Below are 23,854 nucleotides of genomic sequence, written 5' to 3'. Positions count from 1 at the left end.
GCCTAGCGCGGTGCGGGTGTCGGCGTCGTCCTGGTGCGGGCCGCGCAGCCACTCGGCGTAGGAGCCCACCTCGCCCAGCTGCCACTCCAGCCGGACGAGGTCCAGCAACGCCGGGTCGTGCGGGAGGAGGTCGCATACCCGGCGAGGACGTCGCGCTCTCGAGGTGCGAGCCGCAGCGTCTCCCAGTCGAGGAGCAGCAGGCGACCGTCGTCGGCCCGCCACTGATTGTGCACGCCGGGTTCGCCGTGGGTGGGGACATAGGCGGAGGGGTCGAGCCGGTCGAGGAGGCGCAGGTATGCCGTGAGCCCGCGCCCGACGTCCGCCAGCCCGGCGCGCACCGCGCGCCGGGCTGGCTCGCCGAGCGGCCCCGCGGTCCACGGCTCGGCTGTCCAGGCCCCGAGTTCGTCGACGAGCTCGGGGCGCACGGCCGGCTCCCAGGTCAGGATGCCCTCGGGTGCCGGTGCCGCGTGCAGGTCGCGCACGGCCCGCACCGCGTCGGCGTCGATCGTCGTCGGTCGGCGCCCGGTCACCCACGGGGTCAGGCTCAGCCATCCCGGCCCGAGCGTGCTCGTGAAGCGCCCCTGCGCGGAGGGCACGGACGCGTGCACGCAGGTCAGGGTGGCCGCGAGGGAGGCGGCCGCGGCATACGTCGCCTCGGCCGACTCCACGGTGTGCCAGAGCGGCGGGTCGAGGGTCACGAACCACCGCGGCTCTCCCTGTGCGTCCGCCCGCCAGTGCCAGCCGCCGAAACCGACGGCCAGGTGCTCCAGCGCCGTCACCTCGGGATCCCAGAGGGTCCGCACCCGCTGCAGCACCTCGTCGGTGCTGACGTCCTGCGGCGGCTCGTGCATGGCCCCAGGCTAGGGCGGCCTTTCAGGCGCACTGATCGTGCCGGCGACTCGCGGGCCGCGAACGGCTCCAGCGTTCACGTGAACGCCAGGGCCGCTCGGGTCGGGCGAGTTCCCGGCTCTGGCGTGCATGACCGGGGCCACGCCGGGGTGGCGCCCGGGTCAGCGGCGTAGCCGCAGGCCTTGCGGGGCGGTGTGGAAGCCGGCGTCCGCCAGGGCCCCGGTCAGCGGATGCGTCGAGGACAGGGCGCCGTCACCGTCGATCTTGGCGATCGTGATGCCGCCGAGGGTGCCGCGACGCACCGCGGTGACCAGCGCCCCGGCCACCGCGCGCCAGACCTGCTCGGGCTGGGCCTCCGGCGGGGGCGGGAAGGTCAGGGCGCTGCGGCCGCCGCGCTCGAGGTAGACCGCGAGCGAGCCGTCCACGAGGACGACCATCGAGCCCGCCTTGCGGGCGGGCCGGTGGGTGACCTCCTCCTCCAGCGTCGGCCAGGGGACGCTCGCGCCGAACGGGTTCGCCGGGTCGGTGGCGGCGAGCAGCACTGACTCGGCCTCGCCGGGCGCCGGGGTCTCGGAGCGCTGCCGGTCCAGCGCCCGCACCCGGTCGATGGCGCCGGTGCTGCCGAACTGTGCGGCGCCCAGGCCCTCGACGACATACCCGCGGCGCACGCGGCCGGCCTCCTCGGCGCCGGACAGCACGCGGTAGACCCCCGCGAAGCCGCCCGGTATGCCCTCGGCGACGACCGAGCCGCGGGTGAGGACGCCGTAGCGGTCGAGCAGCTGCTCGGCCCCCGCGAGCGCGCGCACCGTCGGGTCGGTCTCGACCGGGGGCAGCAGGGCCCACCGGCCCACCGTGGTCGGTGGCCCGGAACGGGAGGGACGCCCCGGGCGCGAAGATACTGAGGAGCCGGAGGAGGCGGAGAGAGCCACCGAGGTCCGGGACCAGCGGCCGCCGCGGGACGGGGTCCGCCGCGCCTTGTGCGTGGTGCGCCCACCGGCGAGCAGCGCGCGAACGGGGGCGTAGGTGTCGGCGCTCACCCGCCCGGACCAGACGAGGTCCCACAGCGTGCCCGCGAGCCGCTGGTCGTCCAACGAGCCGACAGCGTCGCTCAGCGCGCGGAAGAAGTAGGCGCCGCCGACGACCCGCTCCAGGACCTCGAGCACGGCAGCGGCCGGACCCTCCTCCGGGGCCGCGGCGCCGTCGGACTCCACCACCTCTCCTTCTGGCACCGCCATCGTGAGGTGCGCGGTGTCCGCGAGGTGCAGGGAGACCCAGCCGTCGTCACCGGGCAGCGAGCCGTGCCCCTGCCAGAGCACCTCGCCGGAGCTCATGAGCTCGTCCAGCAGCGCCGGGCTGTAGTCGACCACGCGGGCGGGCAGCACGAGCGACTCCAGCGCGGAGGCCGGCACCCGGGCCCCGGCGAGCTGCTCGACCGCGCGCAGCGTGCCGTCCAGCCCACGCAGCTCGCCGACGGACTGCCAGCGGGGCAGGAAGCGGGCATACGCCGCCTGGGTGACGGGCTCGACCTCCTGCCGCAGCGCCGCCAGCGAACGGCGGCGCAGCAGCCGCAGCACCTCGGCGTCGCAGACGTCGTCTTCCCCGGTGCCCGACGGCGCGAGCGCCCCCATCACGAGCCGGCCCGACGAGACCTGCCGCCGCACCGCGTCCCGCACGACGGCGCTGCCGAGCCCCAGCCGGGTCGCGAGCGACTCCAGCGTGAAGGGCGCGTGGGTGCGCGCGTGCCGCACGACGAGGTCGGCGAGCGGGTCCTCCACCCCTTCGAGGAAGGCGGCGGGCACCCCCACCGGCATCGCCACGCCCAGCGCGTCGCGCAGCCGGGCGGCGTCCTGCGCGTCCGCCAGGCGCTGCTCCCCGGCGACCCGCACCTCGATGACGCGCCGCCCCTCGACCAGCGAGTCCACCCAGCCGTCCACCTGCGCGCGCTGCTCCTCGACGGTGCGGGCGCGCACCTCCTCGCGGCTCAGCGGGCCGAGCACGCGCAGCAGGTCGACGACCTCCTCGGCGTCGCGCGCCTGCCGGTCGGGCGCCAACCGCTGCAGCTCGGCCTCGGTCCGGGCCACGACCTCGGGGTCCAGCAGGTCGCGCAGCGCCGCGCCCTCGCCCCGGCCGAGCAGCTCGGCGAGCAGCCCGGCGTCGAGGGAGAGGGCGGCCGCTCGCCGCTCGGCCAGCGGCGAGTCGCCCTCGTAGAGGAACTGCGCGATGTAGCCCATGAGCAGCGAGGACGCGAAGGGCGAGGGCCGCGGGGTGGCGACCGAGACGAGCCGCACCTGGCGGGAGGCCAGGGAGCGCATGAGCTCCCGCAGCGCGTCGACGTCGTAGACGTCCTGCACGCACTCGCGCACCGCCTCCAGGACGATGGGGAAGGTCGGGTAGCGCGCGGCGACCTCGAGCAGCTGGGCCGAGCGCTGCCGCTGCTGCCACAGCGGCTGCCGCTTGCCCGGGTTGCGCCGCGGCAGCAGCAGCGCCCGCGCGGCGCACTCGCGGAAGCGCGAGGCGAAGAGCGCCGACCCACCGATCTCCTGGGTCACCAGGTCGGCGACCTCGTCCGGGTCGAGGGTCAGCAGCTCGGCGATCTCGGCGTCCAGCCGCGCGGCGTCGCCGCCGTCGCGCCGTGCGTCGCCGCCGGAGGGCATGCCCTCTCCCGGCGTCCCGCCAGACGGTATGCCCTCGCCCGGGTCGTCCCAGCCGCCGAGGTCGGGCAGGCGCAGCACGATGCCGTCGTCGGCGGCCAGCGCCTGCACCTCGGTGCCGAAGCGCTCGCGCATCCGGGCCGCCAGGCACAGCGCCCAGGGGGCGTGGACCGGGCTGCCCCAGGGTGAGTGCACGACGACCCGCCAGTCGCCGATCTCGTCACGGAAGCGCTCGATGACGATGGTCCGGTCGTCCGGGAGGTGTCCGACGGCCTCGCGCTGGTCGGCGAGGTAGGTGACGAGGTTGTCGGCGGCGAAGCGGTCCAGCCCACGCTCGGCGAGCTCGCCCCGGGCGGCCTCCTGCGGCTGGCCCGCGATCCGGCGCACGAACTCGCCCACGGCCGCGCCCAGCTCGGCGGGCCGCCCGAGCGACTCGCCCTTCCAGAACGGCAGCCGGCCGATCTGACCCGGTGCGGGCGTGACGAGCACCTGGTCGTGGGTGATGTCCTCGATCCGCCAGCTCGTCGTGCCGAGCGTGAAGACGTCGCCGACGCGCGACTCGTAGACCATCTCCTCGTCCAGCTCGCCCACCCGGCGGCCGGGGCCCTCGCCGGTGGCGAGCATGACGGCATACATCCCGCGGTCGGGGATGGTGCCGCCGGACGTGACCGCGAGCAGCTGGGCGCCACGACGCGCGGTGAGGGTGTCGGTGACGCGGTCCCACACGATCCGCGGGCGCAGGTCGGCGAAGTCCTCGCCGGGGTAGCGCCCGGCGAGCATGTCGAGCACCGCGTCGAAGAGGGAGCGGGGCAGTGCGGCGTAGGAGGCGCTGCGGCGCAACAGCTCGAAGAGGTCGGTGACCGACCAGTCCTCCATCGCGAGCATCGCCACGACCTGCTGGGCGAGGACGTCGAGCGGGTTGCTGGGGACCGAGAGCTGCTCGATCGCGCCGGCTCGCATGCGGTCGACCACGACGGCGGTCTGCACGAGGTCGGCCCGGTGCGTCGGGAAGAAGGCGCCGTGGCTGGTGGCGCCGACCTGGTGCCCGGCGCGGCCGACGCGCTGCAGCCCGGAGGCGACGCTCGGCGGGCTCGCGACCTGCACGACGAGGTCGACGGCACCCATGTCGATGCCGAGCTCGAGGCTGCTGGTGGCGACCACGGCGGGCAGCTGCCCGGTCTTGAGCGCGTCCTCGATCTCGCCGCGCTGCTCCTTGCTCACCGACCCGTGGTGGGCCCGCGCGAGCACCGGCGGGGCTGCCCCGCCCGAGCCGGACTGGGCCATCACCTGGGCGGGCGAGCGCGAGGTATGCCGGTCGCCGGCCCCGGCGTCCTCCTCCTCCGGCTCGTCCTCGCTGTGCCGCTCGTCCCACTCCTCGTTGAGCCGGGAGGTGAAGCGCTCGGCGACCCGCCGGGAGTTGGTGAAGACCAGCGTCGAGGTCTGTGCCGACACCAGGTCGGTCACCCGGCGCTCGATGTGCGGCCAGATCGAGGCGCGCTCCTCCGGGTCGGGGGCTGGTGCCCAGACGCCCTCCTCGAGCTGCCCGCCACTCTCCAGGTCGGGCAGCACCGGCCCGGTGCCGAGGGGGAGGTCGTCGCCGGAGTCGGCACCCCCGGTGTCATCGAGACCCTCGTCGAGCGTCGCGTCGCCGGTGTCGTCGCCCTCGGCGTCGTCGTCCGCGGCGTCGACCTTCTGTCCGGTCCAGTCGTCGGACGCCGTGCCCCGCTGCGCCGGGCCGCCCCCGGGTGCGTCCGGCCGCTCGGTGGCGCCCGGGTCGGCCATGTCGGGGATCGGGACGACGACCTCGAGGTCCCAGCTCTTGGTGGACGGCGGCTGCACGGTGCTCACCGGGCGACCGCCGGCGAGGTAGCGCGCCACCTCCTCGACCGGGCGCACCGTGGCCGACAGGCCGATCGCTGCGCGGGGCGGGGGAGGAGGTGGTCCAGCCGGTCGAGGGTCAGCGCGAGGTGCGCCCCACGCTTGGTGCCGGCGACGGCGTGCACCTCGTCGACGATGACCGACTCGACCCCGGTGAGGGCGCTGCGGGCCTGGGAGGTGAGGAGCAGGAAGAGCGACTCGGGGGTGGTGATGAGGATCTCGGCGCCGTCCTTGGCGAAGGCGCGGCGCTCGGCGGCCGGGGTGTCGCCGGAGCGCACCGCCACGCTGACCGAGGGCGCGTCCTGGCCCAGGCGGCGTGCGGCGTGGCCGATGCCGACCAGCGGGCTGCGCAGGTTGCGCTCCACGTCGACGGCGAGCGCCTTGAGCGGGGAGACGTAGAGCACGCGGCAGCGGCCCGGCTCCTCCGGTTGAGCGGCGGGCTCCTGGCCCTTCCCTCGTCGACCGCGGGTGGGGCGTGCCGGTCGCGGTGCGCGCGGGTGGGCGGTGATCTGGTCGATGGCCCACAGGAAGGCCGAGAGCGTCTTGCCGGAGCCGGTGGGGGCGACGACGAGGGTGTGCTCGCCGCGGCTGATCGCGTCCCACGCACCGAGCTGCGCGGGGGTCGGTCCGGCGAAGGATGCGTCGAACCAGGCCCGGGTGGCGGGGGAGAAGCGCCTCAGCACCTCGGCGGCGTCAGGGACGACGGTGTCGTCGGAGCCGGCCGTGTCGTCGGTGATGGTCTGCCCCGTCACGCCGCCGTCGACGGCGGACGTGCCGGTGCCGCTGCCGGGGTCGGGTTCGCTCACCCGGTCACTGTGCCACGGGGCACCGACAGACCTGCGTGGTCCGTCAGTCCATCGTGCTGGTGATCGGCCTGTCGTCGCCGCGCTGCGGCACCAGGCGGCGCCGCGTCTCGGTGACGACCCGGTTGCCGTAGGCCCCCGTCACCGGCGGCATCTCCGGCCGCTCCATCTCCTTCTTGGCGTGATGGTCGGTCCGGTGCTCCGGGCGCCACAGCTTCAGCGCGACCAGCAGCTTCTGCCACCAGGCCAGGTCCGCACGAGTGCTCACGAGGGTTCCTCCAGGTCGCCGGGACGGTGAGTCGGCTCACATCCTCTCATCCCGACCGATATTCGCTGGTCCGGTGTCAGACCCGCCGCATACCCTGAGCGACGCCATGCGCGACTTCCCACCCACCGTCACCGCCTGGACCGAGGCCCGCGACGGGTCTGGTCACCGGGCCGGCATCGGCATACCCGACACCCGGGGGCCGGTGCGCTTCCTGTGGTGGCTGCTGCGCCAGCAGGGCGACCTCGTCCTCGCCGGGTGCCTGTGCAGCCTGCTCTGGATGCTGCCGACGGCGCTCACCCCCTGGGTCTTCGGGCAGGCGGTCGACGAGGGCATCCGCGCCGGCGACGCCGGCCGCACCGCGCTGTGGTGCGGCGTCCTGCTGCTCATCACCCTGGTCGGCGCGAGCAGCGGCGTCTTCTACCACACGGTCGTCGTGCGCTCCTGGCTGTATGCCGCCTACGGCCAGACCCGGTTGGTCACCCACCAGGTCACCCGGCTGGGGCACGTCATGACGCGGCGCGCGCCCACCGGCGAGGTGCTCAGCGTCAACGGCAGCGACGGCGAACAGTTCGGCCACTTCATCGAGATCTTCTCCCGCCTCGTCGGCAACGTCGTCGCCTACGTCCTCGTCGCGGTCATCGTGCTGCAGATCTCGGTGCCGCTCGGCCTCGTCGTGCTGCTCGTGGCGCCGGTGCTGGCGCTCGTCTCCTCGGTCCTGCTGCGCCCGATGGCCGCCGCCCAGACCCGGGAGCGCAGCCGCGACTCCGAGCTGACCTCGATGGCGACCGACATCGTCGCGGGCCTGCGCATCCTGCGCGGGATCGGCGGCGAGCGGATCTTCGGCGCCAACTACGCCCGGCAGAGCCAGCGGGTGCGCCAGGCCGGGGTGCAGGCCGGCTCGTGGGGCGCCTTCGTCGAGGCCGTGGGCGTGCTGCTCTCGGGCCTGTTCGTCGTCGCGCTCATGGTGCTGGGCGTGCAGCGGGTGCGTGACGGCGACCTCCAGATCGGCGAGCTCATCACCTTCCTCGGGTACGCCCTCTTCCTGGTCCAGCCGATCCGCGTCGTCTTCGAGGCGGCCCAGCAGATCACCCGCTCGGTGGTCTCCGCGCGCAAGACGATCGGCGTCTTCGGCACCACCGACCCGTGGCCGGAGCGGGCCCCGCTGGAGCCCGACCAGCTCCGCGCCCTGGCCGAGGGCGAGCTCGTCGACGCGTCCTCCGGGCTGCGGGTGCGGCCCGGCCGGCTGACGATGGTCGTCAGCGCGCTGCCCGACGAGAGCGCCCGCCTGGCCGACCGCCTGGGCCGCTACCTGCCCGCCGGCGACACCGTCCCCTCCGGCGACGACGAGGCCACGGGGCGCGCCGCCCGCCGGGCCACCGCGGAGCGCTCCCGGGTCCGCGCCGACCTCGAGAGCCGTGACGCCGAGCGCGCGCAGGGCGCCTGGGGAGTCACCCTGGGCGGCACCGACCTGGCCGACCTGCCGCTGGACCAGGTGCGCTCCCTGGTGCTCGTGAGCGACACCGCCGCTCACGTCTTCGCCGGCACCCTGCAGGACGCCGTCGACCCGCACCGCACGCTGCGACGCGAGCAGGCCGAGGCCGCGCTGCACGCCGCTGCTGCCGAGGACGTCTACGACATCCTGCCAGGCGGCTGGCAGGGCGTGCTGGACGAGCGCGGGCGCGGCCTGTCCGGCGGCCAGCGCCAGCGGCTCGTGGTCACCCGGGCGCTCGCGGCCGACCCGCCGGTGCTCGTGCTCGTCGAGCCCACGTCGGCGGTGGACGCCCACACCGAGGCCCGGGTCGCCGACCGGCTGCCCGAGCACCGGCGCGGCCGCACGACGGTGGTGATGACCGCCTCCCCGCTGCTGCTGCACCACGCCGAGGAGGTGGCCTTCCTGGTCGACGGCGAGGTGGTGGCCACCGGCACGCACGACGAGCTCGTCGCCGGGCACCCGGCATACCGCTCGACCGTGCTGCGCGGCGACGCCGAGGCCGCGGCGGCCGGCAGCACGACCGGCACGACGACGACCGGCACGACCGCCAAGAACAGGGAGGTGACCCCGTGAGCGACCTGCTCGACCCCGAGCTGCGCGCGCGCTCCGCGCGCACCTGGCGCGACGCGGACGACCGGCCCCCGGTCGTGCCGGACCTCCTGCACCCACCGGACCCCGGCACCACCAGGCTCCGGGACCGGCACCGGCTGCTCTGGCAGCGGCACGCGCTGCGCCGCGAGCGGGCCCAGGCGCACCTCATGACGGCGCTGGACCCGGACCGCGGCCTGCCCGTGGCGAGGTCGCGCACGGTCGTGGACTACCTGCGCGGGCTGCTGCGGGAGCGCTCCCGGCTCGTCGCGCTCGTCATCCTCGCCAACGGTCTGGCCGCAGCCACCGCGCTCGCCGTGCCCAGGCTGCTCGGCAACCTCGTCGACGAGGTCGACCTCGCCGGCGGCGACCCGGCGTCGGGCGTGGTGCGCGACCTCGTGCTGCTCGTCGTCGTGGTCCTGGTGGCGCAGGCGGTCCTCACCTACGCCGCCAAGGGGCTCGCCGCGGTGCTGGGCCAGGGCGTGCTCGCGCAGGCCCGCGAGCACGTCATCCGGGCGGTGCTGCGGCTGCCGCTGGGCAAGGTGGAGTCGGCCAGCACCGGCGACCTCGTCACCCGCGTCACCCGCGACGTCGGCTCGATGAGCGGGGCGGTGCGCTGGGCGCTGCCCGAGTTCATCATCGGAGTCGTCACGGTGCTGCTGACCGTGGTCTTCATGGTGCTCAACTCGTGGGCGCTGGCGCTGCCGACCCTGGTGACCGCGTCGTTGTCGCTGTTCCAGATCCGGCGATACCTGCAGCAGGCGCCGGCCGGCTACCTGCTGGAGGGCGCCACCTACAGCGACATCAACACCACGCTCACCGAGACGGTGGAGGGTGCCCGGACGGTCGAGGCATACCGGATGCAGCAGGACCGGCGCTCCGCCGGCGTCGACGACATCGAGGTTTCCTCGCAGGCCGAGCGCTACGGGCTGGTGCTGCGCAACGTGCTCTTCCCCGTGATGGACATGGCCTTTTCGCTGCCGCGGGTCATCACGCTGGTCGTCGGCGCCTGGCTCTACTCCCGCGACGCGGTGACGATCGGCGACATCACCACGGCGATGCTCTACATCGAGACGTTCTACGGCCCGTTCGACCGGCTCGTCGGCACCATCGACCGGCTGCAGGTCGGCGTCGCCTCGACGACCCGCCTGCTGGGGATCGCCGAGGTGCCGCCGGACCGCACCGCGGGCGAGGACCGGCCCGAGGGCAGCACCCTCGTCGGGCAGGGGCTGCGGTATGCCTACCGCCCCGGCCACGACGTGCTGCACGGCATCGACCTGCGGTTGGAGCCGGGGGAGCGGCTGGCGATCGTCGGGCCCTCGGGGTCGGGCAAGTCGACCCTCGGCCGGCTGATCTCGGGCATCCACGCGCCCACCGGCGGCACGGTGCGGGTCGGCGGCGTCGAGCTGACCGAGCTGCCGCTGGAGCTGCTGCGCACCGAGGTCGCGCTGGTCACGCAGGAGCACCACGTCTTCCGCGGGTCGGTGCGCGACAACGTCGAGCTGGCGCGCGACGGCGCCGGCGAAGACGGGGTATGGCGCGCGCTCGCCACGGTGGACGCGCTCGGCTGGGTGCGGGCGCTGCCGCAAGGTCTGGACACCGTCCTGGGGTCGGGCCACCACGAGGTGACGCCCGCGCAGGCGCAGCAGATCGCGCTGGCCCGGCTCATCCTGGCAGACCCGCACACCCTGGTGCTGGACGAGGCGACCAGCCTCATCGACCCGCGCACCGCCCGGCATCTGGAGGGCTCGATGAACGCCCTGCTCACCGGGCGCACCGTGGTCGCCATCGCGCACCGGCTGCACACGGCGCACGACGCCGACCGCATCGCGGTGGTGCAGGACGGCCGCGTCGTCGAGCTCGGCAGCCACGACGAGCTCATGGCCGCCGAGGGGGAGTACGCCGCTCTCTGGCGTGCCTGGACCAGCTGATCGCCCGCGGGGCCGGTGCGACTGACCGGCCGACGGCCGGTCAGGGGCTCCGGAGGATCAGTCGGACGCCGGCTCCGGCGGCGTCGCGGGAGCGTCGTCCGTGTCCGCATCCGCCTTCAGGTCGGGCGCCGGCGCAGCCGCAGGCTCGGAGTCCGGCCGGTCGGCGAACTGGTGCTGCTGCTGCGGCTGCTCCTCGTGCCCGCCGGGGCCTCGCTCGTCCGTCGTCGCGAGCTTGCCGAGGGTGCGGGGGCGGAGGCGGTCGTCGGCCTGACGGCGCAGGCGTCGTGGGTTGAGGCCGTGCTGAGCGTTGTAGCCCTTGACGACCGCGGCGCGGAGCTCGCGGACGGTGGCCTCGGGGTTGTCGGCGTCGTGGACGATGGTGTCGACCAGGCCCTGGGCCTTGAGGTCGAGCGCGGAGGCCTTCATCGTCTCAAGGGTCATGCCGACCTGCTCGACGGAGGGGTTGGCGACGCTGTAGAGGATCGAGGCGGTGGAGCGCGGCTCGGAGACGAAGCCGAGGGCGCTGTCGAGCATGATCGTCTCCCGGCCGAAGGGCGTGGTGGCCAGGCCGCCGCCGGAGCCCATCGCGCCGGTGATGACCGAGATCGTGGGGAAGGGGTGGGAGGCGGCCCGCTTGATGCTCTGCGCGATCGCGCGGGACTGGCCGCGGCGCTCGGCCGCCATCGACGGCATCGCGCCCAGGGTGTCGGTGAAGAAGACGATGGGCAGGTCCCAGCGCTCGGCCGCGGTCATCATGCGCACGGCATACTCGAAGTCCTCCGGGCTCGGGTTCGCCGGGCGCTTGCCGACATACCCCCCGGAGATCGAGTATGACGGCTGGTCACCGATGACCATGAACGACTGCCGCCCAGGGTCGCCAGCGCGGCGATGATGCTCGGGTAGGTCTTCTGGTCCTCGAAACGGACGTGGTTGTAGAAGGGCACGGCGCCGTCGAAGATGTGACGCAGGAAGTACTCGGTGTCCAGCCGGGCGGCGCCGGCGGCGATCTCGTTGTAGCGCGCCATGAGCGAGTCCCGTGGGGTGGCGCTGTCCCGGTCGCGACGGTCCCGGGGCAGCTCGACCTGCTCGGCCACCTCCTGACGCTCCCACAGCGCCGCGGAGAAGCCCTCGGGCCCCGCGGTCACCGTGCGCGAGCCGGTCTCGGCGAGCGCGTCGTCGGCGTCCTTGACCCGCAGCCGGTTGCCGGTCCGCCCCGAGCCGAGCACCTGCCCGACGAAGTCGATGAGCTCGTCGACATCCTTGACCAGCACGTCCACGTTGCGGTCGAGGTAGTTCGCCTCCGCGCTCTGCAGCCCGCGCGGCACCTCCCGGCCCTCGAACGTCTCGATGACCCGCCGCCCCGCGAAGCCGTAGTCGGTGCCCTCCAGCGCCACGATGAGGTCGGCCACCGGCACCGCGCTCGCCGACATCCCGCCCCAGACCTGTCCGGCGAGCACCGAGATGTAGGGCCGGTTGGTCGTGTGCTGGAACTTGTTGGCCGCCGCCGCCATCCGCTGCATCTGCACCAGGCCGAGGACGTTCTCGTGCTGGCGCACCCCGGAGGAGGCGCCCATGCTGATGAGCGGCAGCCCCTCGCGCTCGGCCAGCTCGGCGGCCTGCACGAACTTCTCCCCGGCGACCTCCCCGAGCGACCCGGCGAAGAAGGACCAGTCGACGACATAGACGACCGCGCGCTCGCCGTGGAAGTGCCCGATGCCGAAGCGCGCCGACTCGCTCGTGCCCGATCGGGCCTCGGCGTTGCGCAGCTTGTCGGTGTAGCGCTCGATGGTGTCCCCGACGCGGCGCTGCAGGCCGATGAGGTCGTCGACCACCCGCAGGTGCCCGAAGCGCTCCTGCAGGTTGACCGCCTCCATGAAGCGGGTGACCGCCTGGGTGGGGTTCAGGCCCGGGCGCGACTCGTAGAGGCTGGCGACCGTGCGCGGCTTGACCGGCCGCCGGTCCAGCAGGTCCGGGGTGACGCCGCCCTCACCGAAGACGTCGTCGACGTCGAGATCGTGGTCCTCGGGCTCGCGGCTCTCGCGGGGGTCGGCCATGAGGACGAACGCTAGCAGCCGGGCGGTGCCCGTCCCGGGAGGACCACGGCGGACAATGACTGCCCGTGGTCGCCGTCCTGGAGGGGTTCTCGCTCATCGCCGCGGTGGTGGCCGTGGGGTGGCTGCTGGCGCACACCGGCCTCTTCGGCCGCGACGAGCAGCGGATGCTCGCCCGCCTCACCTTCTGGGTCGGCTCGCCCGCCCTGCTCTTCCTCATCGTCTCGCGCGCCGATGTCGACGTGATCTTCTCCGGCTTCCTCGTCGCCACGGTGGTCGCGGTCGCGGTCTGCGCGACGGCATACCTGCTGCTCGCCCGGCTCGTGCTGCACCGCCGCTGGGCGGACGCGGTCATGGGCGGGATGGCCGCGAGCTACGTCAACGCCAACAACCTGGGCATCCCCATCGCGATCTACGTCCTCGGCGACGCCTCGTGGTCCGCGCCGGTGCTGCTCATGCAGCTGCTCGTGCTGCAGCCGGGCTGGCTGGCGGCGCTGGACGCGACCCGGGTGGGGAGGGTGTCGTGGCGGCGGCTGGTCCGCTCGCCGCTGACCAACCCGCTGACGATCGGGACGGTGCTCGGGCTCGTGGTCAACCTCTCCGGCTGGACGCCGCCGGAGCTGGTGCTCGCGCCGGTCGAGCTGGTCAGCGGGGTCGCCGTGCCCTGCATGCTCATCGCCTTCGGCCTGTCGCTGCGGCTCTCGCCGCTGCCGCGTCGCGACGCGCTGGCCGAGCCGGTGTCGGTGGTCGTGGTCAAGCTCGTGCTCATGCCGGCGGTCGCCGGGCTCGTCGCGGGCCCGGTGCTCGGGCTGGACCGGGCGGACGTGCTCGCCGTCGTGGTCATGGCGGCCCTCCCGACCGCGCAGAACGTCTACGTGCTGTCGGTCGCCTACGGCCGCGGCGAGCGGATCGCGCGCGACGGCGTCTTCCTCACCACCGTGCTGTCGCTGCCGGTGATGCTGCTCGTGACCGCGATCCTGGGGTGACTAGCCTTGCGGGTATGCGGTTGAGCGAGTTCTGGGAGCTGGTCGAGCAGGAGTTCGGCTCCGGCTACGGCGCCGTCGTCGCGCGGACGCAGGTGCTGGGGAGCCTGGGCGGGCGCACCATCGAGGACGCCCTGGAGCAGGGGGAGCGGCCGCGCCGGGTCTGGGAAGCGGTCTGCCGCGACATGGACGTGCCGCCCGAGCACCATCACCTCCCGGACCCGCCCGCTCCGGATGAGCAGTAGCCGCCGCTGTCACGGCAGGCGGGGGCCGCCGTGAGCGCACGGTCGCGTCAACCATGACACGACGCCCGCCCTCCGGCAGGATGCCTCCATGCCGCAGCAGGGGGAGGAGCTGACCAGGACCGCCTACGACACCGTGGCCGACCTCTACGCCGACACGTTCACCGCGACCGAGCCCGAGCAGCCGCTCGAGCTCGCGATGATCGACCACTTCGTGGCGCTGCTCGGTCACCGTCCGCGCGTGCTCGACGCCGGCTGCGGTGCCGGACGGATGCTCCCCTGGCTCGCGGCCCGCGGTTGCCGGCCGGAGGGGGTGGACCTGTCGCCGGGGATGGTCCGTCGGGCACGGACCGACCACCCTGCATACCCGTGCACCGTCGGGAGCCTCAGCGAGCTCCCCCTCGCCGACGCCGAGCTCGACGGGGTCTTCTCCTGGTATTCCACCATCCACAGCCCGGACGTCGATCTGGACCGGATGCTGTCGGAGATGGCGCGGGTGCTGCGCCCGGGAGGCCATCTCCTGCTGGCCTTCCAGGTGGGCGACGGTGTGCGCGACATCGGCCGAGGCTTCGCTGCGTACGGCCACCAGGTGACCCTCTACCGGCACCACCGCAGCGTGGAGGCCGTCGCGTCTCGGCTCGATCGGCGGGGTATGCGGGTGGTCGCCCGGCTCGAGCGCGATCCCCTCGGGTCGGAGGGGGAGCCCCAGGCGGTCGTCATCGCCCGGCGGCCGGCCGGATGAAGCCGTTCGGCGGGGTGGGCCATAGACGGAGCGGACGAGCCATGGAAGCGGGCGAGAGGACCTGGCGGCGGATGCCACGGCTGCGGTGGGCGTGCACATGGTCCAGGAGCCACCGGCAGTCACCATGGTCGCAGGAGCCACAGTCTGCGCCGATATGTCCCGAAGGCCGCGAAATACCCCGCGCAGATGAGCACATCTCCGCACCGTGGTGCGCGTGCTCGTCGTGTGACGCAGGGGACGCGATAGGCCTTCACTGTGCGACCGGCCGCGGCCCAACCAACCCCTGGAGCGGCATGCGCGACCGGCCACGCCCGGTCAGCTATCAGAGCAGCCCGCGACCGCTATCCCTCAGACCAGGGCGCGCTCCAGGAGCACCTCGGCCAGCTGCACCGTGTTGAGGGCAGCGCCCTTGCGCAGGTTGTCGTTGCTGATGAAGAGCACGAGGCCGCGGCCGTCCGGGACCGACTGGTCGACCCGGATGCGGCCGACGAGCGAGGGGTCCTTGCCCGCCGCCGCGAGCGGGGTGGGCACGTCGGTCAGCTCGACGCCGGGAGCGCCGGCGAGTGCCTCGCGCGCCTGCTCGGGCGTGACCGGCTCGGCGAACTCGGCGTGCACGGCGAGGCTGTGACCGGTGAAGACGGGCACGCGCACGCAGGTGCCGGAGACGGCCAGGCCGGGTATGCCGAGGATCTTGCGCGACTCGTGCCGCAGCTTGGCCTCCTCGGTGGTCTCGTCGTCGGCGCCGAGGTCGCCGGCCATCGGCAGCACGTTGAAGGCGATGGGCGCGACGTAGGCCTGCGGGTCCGGCATCGGGACAGCGCTCCCGTCGTGGGTGAGGGTCTCCACCGGCAGGTCCCCGCCGAGGGCGGCGCGGGCCTGGTCGGCCAGCTCGCTGACGCCGGCGAGCCCGGAGCCGGACACCGCCTGGTAGGTCGCGACCCGCAGCCGCTCCAGCCCCGCGAGCTCGTGCAGCGGGCGCAGGACCGGCATGGCTGCCATCGTGGTGCAGTTGGGGTTGGCGACGATGCGCCGGCCGGACTCGCCCGTCGCCAGCGCCAGGTCGTCGGGGTTGACCTCGCTGACGACCAGCGGCACCCGGTCGTCCATCCGCCAGGCGGAGGAGTTGTCGACCACGACCGCGCCGGCCTCGGCGAAACGCGGCGCGTGCTCCTTGCTGGCCCCGCCGCCGGCGGAGAAGAGGGCCACGTCGATGCCCGAGAGGTCCGCGGTCGCGAGGTCCTCGACCTCGATGTCGCGCGCGACGTCATACCCGGGCGCGGCGGCCGCCGACCCGGCCCAGCCGAGCGTGCTCCCCGCCGACCGGGCGGAGGCGAGGTAGCGCACCGAGCGACCGGAAAGTCGCGCTCGGCCAGCAGCCGGCGCATGACCGCGCCGACCTGCCCGGTCGCCCCGACGATCGCGACGTGCAGCCGCCGCCCGTCCGCCGCACCGGTGTCCTGCTGCTGTGCCTCGGTCATGGTGCTCACCGTCCCGTCCCGCCGTAGACCACGGCCTCTTCCTCGGCGTCCAGGTCGAAGGCGGTATGCACCGAGCGCACCGCCTCCTGCAGGTCGCTCTGGTCGCAGATCACCGAGATCCGGATCTCGGAGGTGCTGATCATCTCGATGTTGACCCCCGCGTCGGCGAGCGCCGAGAAGAGCTTGCTCGCGACCGCGGGGTTGGAGCGCATCCCGGCGCCGACGAGCGAGAGCTTGCCGACGTGGCTGGTCCAGAGCACGTCGGCGAAGCCCATCTGCTCCTGCAGGCCGCGCACCGCGGCGACCGCGGTCTGGCCGTCGCTCTCGGGCAGCGTGAAGGAGATGTCGGAGGTCTCGGCGTCGGTCGTCGAGACGTTCTGGACGATCATGTCGATCGACACCCCGGCCTGCGAGACGGCGCCGATGACCGCGGCCGCGGCACCGGGCCGGTCGGGGATGCCGACGGCGGTGATCTTGCCCAGCGAGGTGTCGTGGGCGATGCCGGAGATGATCGGCTCTTCCATGGTGTCCTCCGTGAGGGGTCGCCCGACCAGGATCCAGGTGCCTTCCTGGTCGGAGAAGCTGCTGCGGACGTGGAGCGGCACCTGGAAGCGGCGGGCGTACTCCACCGCGCGCAGGTGCAGGATCTTGGCGCCGTGCGCCGCCATCTCGAGGGTCTCCTCGATGGTGATGCGGGTGACGCGGCGGGCGCTGGGGACGATGCGCGGGTCGGCGGTGTAGAGCCCGTCGACGTCGGTGTAGATCTCGCACACGTCGGCACCGAGGGCAGCGGCGAGCGCCACCGCGGTGGTGTCCGAGCCGCCCCGGCCGAGGGTGGTGATGTCGTCGTCGGTCGAGATGCCCTGGAAGCCGGCGACGATGGCGACCGCGCCGTCGTCGAGGGTGCGGCGCACGCGGTCGGGCTGCACGTCGAGGAGCCGGGCGCGCCCGTGCGCGGTGTCGGTGCGCATCCCGGCCTGAGCGCCGGTGTAGCTCTTGGCCGGCACGCCGAGCTGCTCGATCGCCATCGCCAGCAGGGCCATCGAGATGCGCTCACCGGCCGAGAGGAGCATGTCCATCTCGCGCTCCGGGGGAGTGCCGGAGGCGATCTCCCTGGCGAGGTCCAGCAGGTCGTCGGTCGTGTCGCCCATCGCGGAGACGACGACGGCGACCCGGTCGCCGGCCCGGTGGGCGGCGACGACGCGCTGGGCGACGCGGCGCATCGCCTCGGCGTCGGCGACCGACGAGCCGCCGAACTTCATCACGAGCAGAGCCATGGAACTTCCTGTGCAGGGGTATACGAGTACCGGTGAGGCCGGACGGCGGCGTCCCGACCCCGTGGGTCCGAGGAGCAAGTCTAGGGGGCGCGTCCCCGTGCCCTTGACGCCGGGGAATCCCCGCCGTCTAGGGGGCGCGTCCCCGTGCCCTTGACGCCGGGGAATCCCCGCAGGACGTCCGGTGTGGTTGCACGCGGGGCCCACGGCATACCCTCGGGCCATGGATGACGAGGACCGGATCGCGCTGCTCATCGACTACGAGAACCTCGCGCTCGGCTCGCGCGACCACCTGGGGGTGCCCTTCGACCTGCGCCCGGTCGCGGACGCGCTGGCGGAGCGCGGTCGGGTGGTAACGCGGCGGGCGTATGCCGACTGGTCCTACTTCGACGAGGACCGCCGGATGCTCACCCGCAACCACGTCGAGCTGATCGAGATGACCCAGCGCATGGGGGCCTCGCGCAAGAACGCCGCCGACATCAAGATGGCGGTCGACGCGATCGAGACGGCCTACGAGCGCGACTACATCACGACCTTCGCGATCTGCACCGGCGACAGCGACTTCACCCCGCTCGTGCACAAGCTGCGCGAGCTCAACAAGCGGGTCATCGGGTTCGGCGTGCGCGACTCGACCTCGACCATGCTGCCGCCGGCGTGCGATGAGTTCCTCTACTACGACGACCTCGACGGTGTCGTGCCGGCTGGCGCCGAGGACACGCCCGCACGCGGGTCGGGGCGCAAGGGGCAGGGACAGAGGCGCAACGGCTCGGGCAAGGGCGGCGGGAGCAGCGCCGCGCCCGCGCAGGAGCCGGAGCCGAGCACCGAGACCGCCGACGAGCCGGGCGAGGACACGGTCGAGGACACCGCCCCGGACCTCGCCTCGCTGGTCGCGCAGACCGTCTCGGGCCTGCAGCGCAGCAGCGGGGGAGCGGTGACCGCGTCGGTCCTCAAGCGGACCCTGGTGCGCAAGGACTCGACGTTCTCTGAGGCGGCCTACGGCTTCCGCGCCTTCGGCGAGCTCCTGGAGCACCTCGCCGGCCGGGGCATCATCGACCTGAGCGCCGGGCCCGCCAAGGGTGACCCGGAGGTCACGCTGCCCGAGGAGGGCGGCCGGCAGGAGGCCTTCGCGCTGTTGCGACAGACCGTGAGCGAGCTCGACGACGGTGAGGGCGTGGCGCTCTCCGGCCTCAAGGACCAGCTGCGCGCGCGCCGTGAGGGCTTCTCGGAGAAGCCGCTCGGCTACGGCTCGTTCCTGCAGTTCGCCAAGGGGGCCGACGCGGCCGGGCTCGTGCAGCTGCAGCGCCAGGGCTCGGCGTATGTCGTGAGCGTCACCTGAGCGCTCCCGGAGGCCGCTGCGACACGCCCGACACCCCTCCGCGGAGTCGTACAGAGTTTCGACTATCGTCGTCCACACGGTGTCGCCGTCGGCACGGTCGTCCACAGATTCGTCGTGGTGGCCGGGGTATGTCGGCGGGGGCGCCTAGCGTCTGACGCAGACGCAGGATCACCCGTCTGGATGACCCTGACCGTCGGTCGAAGGTAGGCGCGCCCGCCACGAGACGAAGGAGCTGGCAGATGCCGCAGGCAAGCAAGACCACCGGTGCGACCGGGATCAACAACGACAGGCTCAGGGCCCTCGACACGGTCATGGCCCAGATCGAGAAGCAGCACGGCAAGGGCTCGGTGATGCGCCTCGGCGACGAGGACCGCCCGCCGGTGCAGATCATCCCGACGGGGGCCATCGCGCTGGACGTCGCGCTCGGCGTGGGCGGTCTGCCGCGCGGTCGCGTGGTGGAGATCTACGGCCCGGAGAGCAGCGGCAAGACCACGGTCGCGCTGCACGCCGTGGCCAACGCGCAGAAGGGCGGCGGGATCGCCGCCTTCATCGACGCCGAGCACGCGCTCGACCCGGATTATGCCAAGAAGCTCGGTGTCGACACCGACGCGCTGCTCGTGAGCCAGCCGGACACCGGTGAGCAGGCCCTGGAGATCGCGGACATGCTGATCCGCTCCGGCGCGCTCGACATCATCGTCATCGACTCGGTCGCGGCGCTCGTGCCCCGGGCCGAGATCGAGGGCGAGATGGGCGACAGCCACGTCGGTCTGCAGGCGCGCCTCATGAGCCAGGCGCTGCGCAAGATCACCGGCGCGCTCAACTCGACCGGCACCACGGCGATCTTCATCAACCAGCTGCGCGAGAAGATCGGCGTGATGTTCGGCTCCCCCGAGACCACGACCGGTGGCAAGGCGCTGAAGTTCTACGCCTCGGTCCGGATCGACGTGCGCCGTATCGAGACCCTCAAGGACGGCACCGACGCGGTCGGCAACCGCACCCGCGCCAAGATCGTCAAGAACAAGGTGTCACCGCCGTTCAAGCAGGCCGAGTTCGACATCCTCTACGGGCAGGGCATCTCCCGCGAGGGCGGCCTCATCGACATGGGGGTGGAGCACGGCTTCGTCCGCAAGTCCGGCGCCTGGTACACCTACGAGGGCGAGCAGATGGGTCAGGGCAAGGAGAACGCCCGGCAGTTCCTCAAGGACAACCCGGACATCGCCGACACCATCGACCGCAACATCAAGACCAAGCTCGGCATCGGCGCCCCCGCGCCGACGGAGGACCTCCCGGACGGGGTGGACCCGGTGACGGGTGAGGTCTCGGTCGACTTCTGATGGCCGGCGCAGACCGGATGTCTGCGGCCCGGGAGGCGCTGGCGGCGGCGGAGGCCTCCGCCAGCGCCTACGGGCTCCGCTCCGCCGGGCCCGGGTCCGGCGCCGGACCCAGAAGGGCGCGGGGAGCAGTCGGCGGAGCCGGATCCGCACGCGGTGGCCCGCAAGATCGTGCTGCGCCAGCTCGCCATGGGTCCGCGCACCCGGCGCCAGCTCGAGGACAAGCTGCGTGACCGCGACTGCGACCCGCAGGTCGCGGCCCGTGTGCTGGACCGCATGAGCGAGGTCGGCCTGGTCGACGACGAGGCCTACGCCGAGATGTATGTCCGCTCCAAGCAGGAGACCAAGGGGCTGGCGGCGACTGCCCTGCGTCAGGAGCTGCGGCAGAAGGGCGTCGCCGACGAGCTCGTCGACGCGACGCTGCAGGACATCGACCCCGAGCAGGAGAAGGAGCAGGCACGGGCCCTCGTCTCCCGCAGGCTGCGCACGATGCGCGGGCTGGACCGCGAGGTCCAGACCCGCCGGCTGGCCGCCTTCCTCGGGCGCAAGGGCTACGGCGCCGGGGTGTCCTACCAGGTCATCCGGGAGGCGCTGGACCACCTGCCCGAGCACGGTCGGGACTGAACCGACCGGCTCAGCGCACCTTGGGCTCGGGCAGCTCCGGCGGCGCCGCCGCCGGAGTCTTCGCCAGCAGGCTCAGCGCCTCCTCGATCGCGCGGTCCAGCTGCAGGTCGCGGCCCTGGGCCACGTCGGCGGGAGAGTGGACCACCTCGATGTCCGGGTCGACGCCGTGGTTCTCGACGCCGAAGCCCTTGCCCTCGAGCCAGAAGGCATACCGCGGCTGGGTGATCGAGGTCCCGTCGACCAGGTCGAACCGGCCGTCGATCCCGACGACCCCGCCCCACGTGCGCACGCCGACGACCGGCCCTAGGCCCATCGCCTGCGCTCCGGCGTTGACGATGTCGCCGTCCGAGCCAGAGTGCTGGTTGGCCACGAGGACGACGGGGCCGCGCGGCGCCTGCTCCGGATAGCTGCCGACCGCCTCGTAGTAGCGCGCCGGCGCCCATCCCACGACCCGGGCCGCGAGCCGGGCGAGCACCAGCTGGCTGGTGTGCCCGCCCCGGTTGTAGCGGACGTCGACGACCAGACCCTCCGCACGGGTGGCCTGGTGCAGGTCGCGGTGCAGCTGCGCCCACCCGAGGCTCATCATGTCCGGGATGTGCAGGTAGCCCAGGCGCCCCCCGGCCTGCTCGGCGACGTAGGCGCGCCGCGAGGCCACCCAGTCCTGGTAGCGCAGCACCTCCTCGTCGGCGACCGGGACGACGACGACCCGACGGTCCTCACCCTCGCGGCGCAGCGTGAGCTGCACCGGCTTGTCGGCGGCGCCCACGAGCAGCGGGCCGGGCCCCACCGCGACGTCGACCGGGCGGCCGTCCACGGCGACCACGACATCACCCACCCGCGCGCCGACACCCGCCGCCTGCAGCGGGGAGCGGGCGTTCGGGTCGCTGGACTCGCCGGGCAGGATCCGGTCGATGCGCCAGCCGTCGGCCGCGGGCGACAGGTCCGCGCCCAGCAGCCCCAGCTTGCGGTCCGGGTCGCCCGGCGGGTGCGGCGGCGTGATGTAGGCGTGCGAGGTGTTGAGCTCGCCCACGGTCTCCCAGAGCACGTCCTGGAGGTCGTCGTGGGTCGCCACCCGGTCCACGAGCGGGGCCCACCGCTGCGTCGTCGCGGCCCAGTCCACCCCGTCCATGTCCTCCCGCCAGAAGTGGTCGCGCATGATGCGGGCGTTCTCGTCGAACATCTGCCGCCACCGCACCCGGGGCTCCACCTCGACCCGCACCCGCTCCAGGTCGACCGACACCTTGTCGGCGCTGCTCTCGTCGGCGTCATCGGGCTTGCGGTCGGCGGGCTGCACGTGCACCGACTCCTTGTGGTGCACCACGACCCGCTCCCCGTCGCCGGAGACCCGGTAGTCGTCCACGGCGTCGGCGATCGTCGTCAGCGTCCGCTTCGCGAAGGAGTAGAACTCCAGGCTGTCGCTCGCCGCCTCGCCCTCCACGCCCGAGCGACGGGTGCCGAGCACACCGGCGTCACCGGCGACCCGGACCCACAGCACCCCGTCCTTGGCGGCCCGCAGGTCGCGGTAGTCGGCCGACGGCACCGGGAAGGGCGTGATCCGCTGCTCGGCACCGTCAGCGTCGAGGTCCGGGCTGGCCGGCGCCGCCTCGTCCGCAGGCTTCTCCCCGGCCTCACCCGCATCACCTCCAGCGCGCTTGTCCTCCTGCGCCTCGCTAATCCGCCACCCGTCCACGCTCGGCCCGAAGGGGGCCGGCCGGTCGGCGGCGAGCGGGATGAGCCACGGTCGGGTCGCGCCGGCGAAGCTCAGCGCGAACTCGTGCGCGTCGTAGGTCGGGTCGAAGGTGCGGTCGGAGAGGAAGACCACCGCGGCGCCGTCGTGGGTGAAGTCGGGGTCGCGGTCGTGGTAGCGACCGCTGGTCAGCGCCACCGGCGCCGCGTCAGCGCCGGCGCGCACGTCGAGCAGCACCACCTGGTGGTGCTCGCCCTCGCCCGAGGTGGGCTGGCTCCACACGAGGTAGCGGCTGTCCGGGGAGAAGCGCGGCGTGAGCGCCTCGCCCTGCCGGGACCGTGCGACCTCGCGCACCGCGCCGCCCTCGACGTCGAGCACCCGGATCGCGCCGTCGTGGCTGATCGTCGCCACGCGCGCGCCGTCCGGGGAGGCGGCCAGGTGCAGCACCCGGCCGAGCTTGCCGCCGGCCAGTCGGCGCGGTGCGGCCGAGCCGTCCACGGTGTGGATCTCGAGGGCGTCCTCGCCGTCGGCGTCGGTGACCAGGGCGGCGCGCGCCCCCTCGCGCCCGAGGAAGACCGGCTCGCGGGTGCGCACCGCGGAGTCCGCGACCAGCGCGCGGGCCGGGCCGGACCGGTGGCTCACCCAGAACGTCGCCCCCTGCGTCCCGACCAGGCTGGCGTCACCGCCGCGGTCGACGTCGAGGTGGTCGAGCCGCTCCGCGGCCGCCACGGTATGCCTGGCCGGCGGCCCCACCGGCAGGTCCACCTCGATCCGGCGCGGGGTGGCGGTGAGCGAGTCGAGCAGCCACAGGTCGCCGCGGGAGTGCCAGACCACCCGGGTGCCGTCGGTGCTGGCGTCCCGCACGTAGCCCTCCTGCTCGCCCTGGGTGGTGAGCTGCCGCGGCTCGGTGGGGGACTTGCGGACCCGCCCGGTGGTGCCGCCGGGCCGCTCCCACGCCCACAGGTTGGCCTGCTCGTGCGCCTGGTCGGGGAAGCGCGCGGCGCGGTCGGAGACGAAGAGCAGGGTGTCGCCGACCCACATCGGGTCCACCAGCGAGGCCGGCTCGTCGACGAGCAGCTGGCTCCAGTCGCCGCGCCCCTTGTCGTCCAGCCACAGCCGCGGGGCGGTGCCGCCGCGGTACCTCTTCCACTGCGCCGGCACCCGGCTGCCGACGGTGCTCAGCGCGACGGTCCCGTCGGGTCGGACGGCGACGCCCCAGGCGCTGCCCCACGGCATACGCTGCACCGAGCCGTCCAGCGCGACCGCCTTGACCACGGCGTGCCGCATGTTGCTCTCCCCGGCGTTGCTCGCGACGAGCACCCGACCGTCCGCGGTCCACCCCAGGACGATCGCGACCGACCCGGCCCACCAGGTCAGCCGGCGGGCGGCGGCGGTCGCGACCTCGACGACCATCACCTCGGGGTGGCCGTCGCGGTGGCTGACGTAGGCGATGTGCGCGCCGTCGGGGGAGAAGCGGGGGCTGCGCGCCGGCTCGTGGTCGGTGGTCAGCCGCCAGGCGCGGCCGCCGTCGACCGGGGCGATCCAGAGGTCGTCGTCGGCGACGAAGGTGACGAGGTCGTCGTGCAGGTGCGGGTAGCGCAGGTATCCGGTGCTCACCCGGCCGACCCTACGTCGCCGCGCGGCGC

Annotated in this window: 16 protein-coding genes and 1 pseudogene; 8 read left to right on the top strand and 9 right to left on the bottom strand. The window is 73.8% G+C overall.

The window, feature by feature from the left end; all coding sequences use genetic code 11:
• Nucleotides 1–2: 2 nt before the first annotated feature.
• From BJF80_RS07620 to BJF80_RS07610, 4 genes are all read right to left on the bottom strand, one after another.
• Nucleotides 3–851: a phosphotransferase gene (locus tag BJF80_RS07620; protein WP_075812632.1), complete on the bottom strand. Its 849-nt coding sequence runs from the start codon at nt 849–851 to the stop codon at nt 3–5.
• Between the two features lie 159 nt (nt 852–1,010).
• Nucleotides 1,011–5,348: an Lhr family ATP-dependent helicase gene (locus tag BJF80_RS07615; RefSeq protein WP_237767487.1), complete on the bottom strand. Its 4,338-nt coding sequence runs from the start codon at nt 5,346–5,348 to the stop codon at nt 1,011–1,013.
• The gene (locus BJF80_RS19970) at nt 5,345–6,184 is read right to left on the bottom strand and encodes a DEAD/DEAH box helicase (RefSeq protein ID WP_237767486.1); all 840 of its coding nucleotides are present in this window, start codon (nt 6,182–6,184) and stop codon (nt 5,345–5,347) included. Before BJF80_RS19970 ends, BJF80_RS07615 begins: the two co-directional genes overlap by 4 nt.
• 43 nt (nt 6,185–6,227) lie before the next feature.
• Nucleotides 6,228–6,449: a hypothetical protein gene (locus BJF80_RS07610; protein ID WP_075812630.1), complete on the bottom strand. Its 222-nt coding sequence runs from the start codon at nt 6,447–6,449 to the stop codon at nt 6,228–6,230.
• A 106-nt stretch (nt 6,450–6,555) separates the two neighbouring features.
• Between BJF80_RS07610 and BJF80_RS07605 the strand changes: the two genes are divergently transcribed.
• Both BJF80_RS07605 and BJF80_RS07600 read left to right on the top strand, forming a co-directional pair.
• Nucleotides 6,556–8,514: an ABC transporter transmembrane domain-containing protein gene (locus BJF80_RS07605; protein ID WP_083673522.1), complete on the top strand. Its 1,959-nt coding sequence runs from the start codon at nt 6,556–6,558 to the stop codon at nt 8,512–8,514.
• A complete protein-coding gene (locus BJF80_RS07600; protein ID WP_143554028.1) occupies nt 8,511–10,460 on the top strand; it encodes an ABC transporter ATP-binding protein in 1,950 nt (649 codons plus the stop codon). The genes BJF80_RS07605 and BJF80_RS07600 overlap by 4 nt, the downstream gene beginning before the upstream one ends.
• Nucleotides 10,461–10,517: 57 nt before the next feature.
• Here the strand turns inward: BJF80_RS07600 and BJF80_RS07595 are convergent, their stop codons facing one another.
• Complete coding sequence (locus BJF80_RS07595) at nt 10,518–11,315, bottom strand: carboxyl transferase domain-containing protein (RefSeq protein ID WP_143554027.1); 798 nt, start codon at nt 11,313–11,315, stop codon at nt 10,518–10,520.
• The gene (locus BJF80_RS07590; RefSeq protein ID WP_075812626.1) at nt 11,213–12,514 is read right to left on the bottom strand and encodes a carboxyl transferase domain-containing protein; all 1,302 of its coding nucleotides are present in this window, start codon (nt 12,512–12,514) and stop codon (nt 11,213–11,215) included. Before BJF80_RS07590 ends, BJF80_RS07595 begins: the two co-directional genes overlap by 103 nt.
• Before the next feature lie 65 nt (nt 12,515–12,579).
• Here BJF80_RS07590 and BJF80_RS07585 point away from each other — a divergent pair, with 65 nt between their 5' ends.
• The 3 genes from BJF80_RS07585 (at nt 12,580) to BJF80_RS07575 (ending at nt 14,478) form a co-directional block, all read left to right on the top strand.
• Nucleotides 12,580–13,497 carry an AEC family transporter gene (locus tag BJF80_RS07585; RefSeq protein ID WP_075812624.1) on the top strand — a complete coding sequence of 306 codons (918 nt, stop codon included), beginning with the start codon at nt 12,580–12,582 and terminating at the stop codon, nt 13,495–13,497.
• Nucleotides 13,498–13,511: 14 nt separating this feature from the next.
• A complete protein-coding gene (locus tag BJF80_RS07580) occupies nt 13,512–13,739 on the top strand; it encodes a DUF3046 domain-containing protein (RefSeq protein WP_022924923.1) in 228 nt (75 codons plus the stop codon).
• Nucleotides 13,740–13,827: 88 nt separating this feature from the next.
• A complete protein-coding gene (locus BJF80_RS07575) occupies nt 13,828–14,478 on the top strand; it encodes a class I SAM-dependent methyltransferase (RefSeq protein WP_075812622.1) in 651 nt (216 codons plus the stop codon).
• Nucleotides 14,479–14,826: 348 nt separating this feature from the next.
• On the opposite strand, the pseudogene BJF80_RS07570 reads toward BJF80_RS07575, so the two are convergent.
• Nucleotides 14,827–15,956 (bottom strand): annotated as a pseudogene (locus BJF80_RS07570) (aspartate-semialdehyde dehydrogenase).
• A 5-nt stretch (nt 15,957–15,961) separates the two neighbouring features.
• A complete protein-coding gene (locus BJF80_RS07565) occupies nt 15,962–17,233 on the bottom strand; it encodes an aspartate kinase (protein WP_075812620.1) in 1,272 nt (423 codons plus the stop codon).
• Between the two features lie 220 nt (nt 17,234–17,453).
• Here BJF80_RS07565 and BJF80_RS07560 point away from each other — a divergent pair, with 220 nt between their 5' ends.
• The 3 genes from BJF80_RS07560 (at nt 17,454) to BJF80_RS07550 (ending at nt 20,521) form a co-directional block, all read left to right on the top strand.
• Complete coding sequence (locus BJF80_RS07560; RefSeq protein ID WP_022924919.1) at nt 17,454–18,566, top strand: NYN domain-containing protein; 1,113 nt, start codon at nt 17,454–17,456, stop codon at nt 18,564–18,566.
• Nucleotides 18,567–18,805: 239 nt separating this feature from the next.
• Nucleotides 18,806–19,900 carry a recombinase RecA gene (recA, locus tag BJF80_RS07555; RefSeq protein WP_075812618.1) on the top strand — a complete coding sequence of 365 codons (1,095 nt, stop codon included), beginning with the start codon at nt 18,806–18,808 and terminating at the stop codon, nt 19,898–19,900.
• A 153-nt stretch (nt 19,901–20,053) separates the two neighbouring features.
• A complete protein-coding gene (locus tag BJF80_RS07550; RefSeq protein WP_237767485.1) occupies nt 20,054–20,521 on the top strand; it encodes a regulatory protein RecX in 468 nt (155 codons plus the stop codon).
• A gap of 10 nt (nt 20,522–20,531) precedes the next feature.
• Here BJF80_RS07550 and BJF80_RS07545 read toward each other — a convergent pair whose 3' ends face one another.
• Nucleotides 20,532–23,825: a S41 family peptidase gene (locus BJF80_RS07545; protein WP_075812616.1), complete on the bottom strand. Its 3,294-nt coding sequence runs from the start codon at nt 23,823–23,825 to the stop codon at nt 20,532–20,534.
• Between the last annotated feature and the right edge of the window lie 29 nt (nt 23,826–23,854).

Source organism: Serinicoccus sp. CUA-874 (assembly GCF_001942225.1).
Lineage (GTDB): Bacteria > Actinomycetota > Actinomycetes > Actinomycetales > Dermatophilaceae > Ornithinicoccus > Ornithinicoccus marinus.
The sequence above is the reverse complement of the archived record's forward strand: the minus strand, read 5'-3'. Positions and strand labels throughout refer to the sequence as shown.